The 4,757-nt window shown below is 46.2% G+C and carries 4 protein-coding genes and 1 pseudogene; all 5 read right to left on the bottom strand.

All coding sequences use genetic code 11. From position 1 onward, the window contains the following. Window positions 1–176, bottom strand: a pseudogene (gene murD / locus AB4496_RS02505) (UDP-N-acetylmuramoyl-L-alanine--D-glutamate ligase); the annotation flags it as partial. Between the two features lie 58 nt (window positions 177–234). After that, entirely contained in the window at window positions 235–1,317 is a 1,083-nt protein-coding gene (gene mraY / locus AB4496_RS02500) for a phospho-N-acetylmuramoyl-pentapeptide-transferase (RefSeq protein WP_009848954.1), read from the bottom strand. Then, entirely contained in the window at window positions 1,314–2,687 is a 1,374-nt protein-coding gene (murF, locus tag AB4496_RS02495) for a UDP-N-acetylmuramoyl-tripeptide--D-alanyl-D-alanine ligase (protein ID WP_009848953.1), read from the bottom strand. The genes mraY and murF overlap by 4 nt, the downstream gene beginning before the upstream one ends. Continuing rightward, complete coding sequence (gene murE, locus AB4496_RS02490) at window positions 2,687–4,171, bottom strand: UDP-N-acetylmuramoyl-L-alanyl-D-glutamate--2,6-diaminopimelate ligase (protein ID WP_009848952.1); 1,485 nt, start codon at window positions 4,169–4,171, stop codon at window positions 2,687–2,689. The genes murF and murE overlap by 1 nt, the downstream gene beginning before the upstream one ends. 18 nt (window positions 4,172–4,189) lie before the next feature. Further along, window positions 4,190–4,757: penicillin-binding transpeptidase domain-containing protein (locus AB4496_RS02485; RefSeq protein ID WP_372130551.1), on the bottom strand; the 568-nt coding region annotated here is incomplete at its 5' end.

Here is a 4,757-nt window from a genome sequence, read left to right as displayed (position 1 = left end):
CCAGAATGCAGCTCTACCGATTCAGGCAAAGATTCTTTTCCTGGTGGTAGCTCTCGCGTATCAATTACCTTCACATGCGTATGAGGTTGATATTTTACGAGATGTTTAACGACAGAGAGCCCGGTAATACCGAGCCCCACAACCACTACATTTTGAATATTTTGCCAATGTTCCATTTAAACAAGATGCTCTTAATAGTTTTAAAGAGCCTCTCATTAAGAGGCTCAGATAGGATTAACGAACTTTCAGCGTTGCTAAGCCAACCAGTACTAATACCATTGAAATGATCCAAAAACGCACGATGACACGTGGCTCCGGCCAACCTTTCAGTTCATAGTGGTGGTGAATTGGTGCCATGCGGAAAATACGCTGACCGCGCAATTTGTAAGAGCCAACTTGCAGTATCACTGACAAGGTCTCCATTACAAACACACCGCCCATGATAACCAATACCAACTCTTGGCGAACTAACACAGCGATCACACCCAGAGCACCACCAAGCGCTAGCGAGCCAACATCGCCCATGAATACTTGTGCAGGATAAGTGTTGAACCATAGAAAACCAAGTCCAGCACCTACGATAGCAGTACATACCACAACCAGCTCGGAGGTGTATGGGATGTATGGAATGTGTAAGTATGACGCAAAGTTAACGTTACCGGTCGCCCAAGCAATTACAGCAAAACCAGCCGCAACCATAACCGTTGGCATAATGGCCAAGCCGTCTAGGCCGTCTGTTAGGTTTACCGCGTTACTGGTTCCCACAATAACAAAGTAAGTTAGTACGATATACAGTAAACCAAGTTGTGGCATCACATCTTTAAAGAAAGGAACAACCAATTGAGTTGCTGCAGTATCGTGCCCGTGAGCATACAGAGCAAACGCCACGACTAACGCAATTGCTGATTGCCAGAAGTACTTCCAGCGAGCGATCAAACCATCGGTGTTCTTACGAACGACTTTACGGTAGTCATCAACAAAGCCAACCGCGCCATAACCAGCAAGTACAACTAATACAGCCCAAACATAAGGATTCGAGAGATCAGCCCACATCAATACCGTAATAATGATCGCAGCAAGGATCATCACACCGCCCATGGTTGGCGTGCCACGTTTGCTGAAATGAGATTCAGGGCCGTCATTACGAACAACTTGGCCAATTTGTAGCATTTGCAGACGCTCAATTAAACGAGGTCCCATCCACAGTGACAGACATAACGCCGTCAAAATACTCGCGATTGCACGAAACGATAAGTATTCGAACAAACGGAAAAAAGAAAAGTGTGGCTGTAGTAGCTCTGCAAGCCAAATTATCATGAAAAGTTCTCCTTTAAAGCAGCGGCTATTTTACTCATTCCTGCACTATTCGCGCCTTTTACCAATAAGGTATGTGACACGCTTTCTGGCAAGCTTAGGTGCTGCTCTATGTGCGCGATCATCGCTTGATGCGTTGTAAAGTGGGTACCATTACAGACCTCACTAATCACCTTGGTATCATCACCGTAAGTAAGTACATGCTCAAAAGCGAATGGGGCAGCATATTCACCGACTTGACGGTGAAGTGCAAGGCTTTCATCGCCTAATTCAGCCATATTACCTAAAATTAACCAACGTTGACCTTTGAAGCTCGAGAGTAGCTTCGCTGCCGCCTTCATTGCTGGCACGCTGGCGTTGTAACTGTCATCTATGAGTTTGATATTCTGACTTAATTGTTGAACCTCAACTCGCCCTTTGACAGAGATCAGATTCGCTAAACCATTTTTCACCTCATCAAGCGAGGCTCCAAATTGGATACTCAACGCTGCAGCTGCTAATGCATTCGCTACGTTATGTTGACCGATGATACCAAGCTCAACAAATATGGACCCTTGAGGTGTCTGCATATCAAAGCACGCTTCACCTTGCTCATTGATGCGAATATTCTTGGCAAAATAATCCGCCTTGCTGTCGCTTTCTGAAAATGTTAGCACGCTTTTATCTGCAAGCACGTCATTCCAAAAGTCACCACCGTTGCTCTCTAGATTAACAATAGCAGTATCACCGGCAGCAAGCCCCTGAAAGATTTCACCTTTCGCTTGTTTCACACCATTGATAGACCCAAAGCCTTCTAAGTGCGCTGCAGCTACGTTATTAACTAACGCCACCTGTGGTTTCACAAGCTGCGTAGTATAGGCAATTTCACCAATGTGGTTCGCGCCCAGTTCTATCACGGCATAGTCGTCATTTGCTTCACTGCGCAGCAAGGTTAATGGCACTCCAATATCATTATTGAAGTTACCTGCGGTAAACAACACCTTGCCACGTTGCTGCAGAATGCTTGCCACCATCTCTTTAACCGTCGTTTTACCACAACTTCCTGTAATCGCCATGGTTGGCACGTCACACTGTTTGTGGATCCAAGCACTTAGCTGACCTAAAGCAAGTTTAGTGTCTTCAACAACCACCTGAGTAATATTTAGGTCAAGTTTTCGTTCGACTAACAACGCGCTCGCATTAGCTTCTACCGCTTGATGACAAAAGTCATGCGCATCAAAACGCTCGCCAACAAGAGCAACAAACAGTGCACCCTCTTCAACGGTTCGAGTGTCAGTAGAAACCGCATTAATAACACTATTGCTCGACTTGCCAGCCTCAATCAGCTGACCGCTCATCGCTGAACAAATCTGCTCGAGTGATACATCAATCATTATGAAATACCTAAAAGTTGTAGCGCGGACTCTCGATCTGAGTAATGGATCGTTTCGTCTTTCAATACTTGGTAATCCTCATGGCCTTTACCAGCCAAAAGAATAATGTCATTACTGCCTGCCTGTTCTAGGGCAAACTTAACCGCTTGATAGCGATCGTGCTCGACGAATGCAGATTCTGGTTCGCTTAAGCCAGCTAGCATGTCTTTAACAATCAGTGCAGGATCTTCGCTGCGAGGGTTGTCATCTGAAATAATAATTTTGTCGGCGAACTGCTCTGCCGTTACCGCCATCATTGGGCGCTTACCTGTGTCGCGATCGCCACCACAACCGAAGATAGCCCACAACTTTCCAGAGCAGTGTACACGCAATGCTGCCAATGCTTTTTCTAGAGCATCTGGCGTGTGCGCGTAATCGACAACGACTTTTGCTTTGCTCGGAACTTGAAACAGTTCCATACGACCAATAACAGGTTGAAGCTGAGACGCGGTGTCGACCAAGGTTTGCTTGTCGATGCCCAATGAAAGCAAAGTCGCGAAAGCAACCAGTACGTTTGATGCGTTGAACTGACCAATCAATGGAACCGAAAGATCACCTTGCCCCCAGCTACCATCGAAAGAGAGCTTAATCCCAGTTTCTGCATAGGCGACATCAGATGCCCACACCGACTGTTGGTAATCAGACAACGGAAGCAATGAAACAGCTATTGCATTGGACAAATCTGCCATCCACGCTTTGCCGACTTCATCATCCACATTGATCACTGCATGTTTGCATTTGTGTTGAGTAAACAGTCTTTTTTTAGCCAGTGCGTACTCTTCCATCGTGCCGTGGTAATCAAGGTGATCACGACTCAGGTTAGTGAACACACCAACCTCAAAATTCAACGCTTTTACTCGGCCTTGAACCAAACCATGAGAAGAGATTTCCATCGCGGTATAAACTGCACTTTCCTCAGCCAACTCGCTCAGTGTGCGTTGTATTTCAATCGCGCTGCCTGTGGTATTAGCCGCTGTTTTTAGGTTATCTAAGAAGCCATTACCCGTGGTGCCCATTACCGCCGAACGCTGGCCGACCAAATCAAGCCACTGAGCAATCAATTGGGTGATGGTGGTTTTGCCATTGGTGCCGGTCACACCAATCAACTTAGTCGCTTGAGAAGAATAAACTCGGCCAGCCAGTTCAGAGAGAATTGAATTTAGCTCAGATACATAAACAACAGGAACAGCATTTAACCACTCAACCAAACCATGAGCTTTGTCATCACTCGCTTGTGCAACGACAGCTTTCGCACCTTGAGCGACGGCTTTGTCGATAAAGCGACGACCATCAATGGCATGTCCAACAATGGCAACAAAAATATCGCCTTCCTTGATTGCACGGCTATCCAACTCCAATTGCTCAACAGCAATCGCATCTAGCTCAAGTGAACTAAAGTCCCCCCAAGGAGAAAGTAAAGATGACAGCGTGAGGCTATTACTCATATTGAATCCTGATTGGCTCTATTCTTGAAACTTGTTTTCATCAGCAGGGACATTGAGTATTTGCAGTGCACCCTTCATGATTTCAGAAAAAACGGGGGCAGCAACTGAACCACCATAGTAAAGGTCACCTTGCGGCTCATTGACTACGACAACCAGAGCTACTCTTGGATCGCTGACTGGAGCAAAACCCGACGTTATAGCAATATACTCATCACTATAGCCACCCGCAGCGGCTTTACGAGATGTACCCGTTTTTGCCGCAACTCGATAACCCGGAACAGCGGCTCTGGTTGCAGTTCCGCCCTTTTGAGTCACGCCTTCTAACATTTGCAATACCATCTCTGCATTTTCACGTTTGATGATCTGCTTTGAGAAGTCTTGGTCGTTGCTTTTAATGATATGAATCGGTTCATACATGCCTTTGTTGGCTAACGTTGCGTAAGCATGAGCCAACTGAAGCGGGGTCACAGATAAGCCATAACCAAAGGATAGCGTCGCGATTTCGAACTTGGACCAACGGCGACGGTTAGGAAAAATACCACTCGTTTCACCCACGAGATTTAGCCCAGACATTTCGCCTAAACCT

Origin of the sequence: Vibrio sp. 10N.222.46.A1, from assembly GCF_041473595.1 — a bacterium.
In the GTDB taxonomy this organism is placed as follows: domain Bacteria; phylum Pseudomonadota; class Gammaproteobacteria; order Enterobacterales; family Vibrionaceae; genus Vibrio; species Vibrio tasmaniensis_A.
Note: the sequence above shows the minus strand (reverse complement) of the source record. Positions and strands in the feature narration are given on the sequence as shown.

Bases quoted from the DNA above. Each gene is read 5' to 3' on its own strand.
- mraY (WP_009848954.1), bottom strand. From the start codon at position 1,317: ATGATAATTTGGCTTGCAGAGCTACTACAGCCACACTTTTCTTTTTTC.
- murF (WP_009848953.1), bottom strand. From the start codon at position 2,687: ATGATTGATGTATCACTCGAGCAGATTTGTTCAGCGATGAGCGGTCAG.
- murE (WP_009848952.1), bottom strand. From the start codon at position 4,171: ATGAGTAATAGCCTCACGCTGTCATCTTTACTTTCTCCTTGGGGGGAC.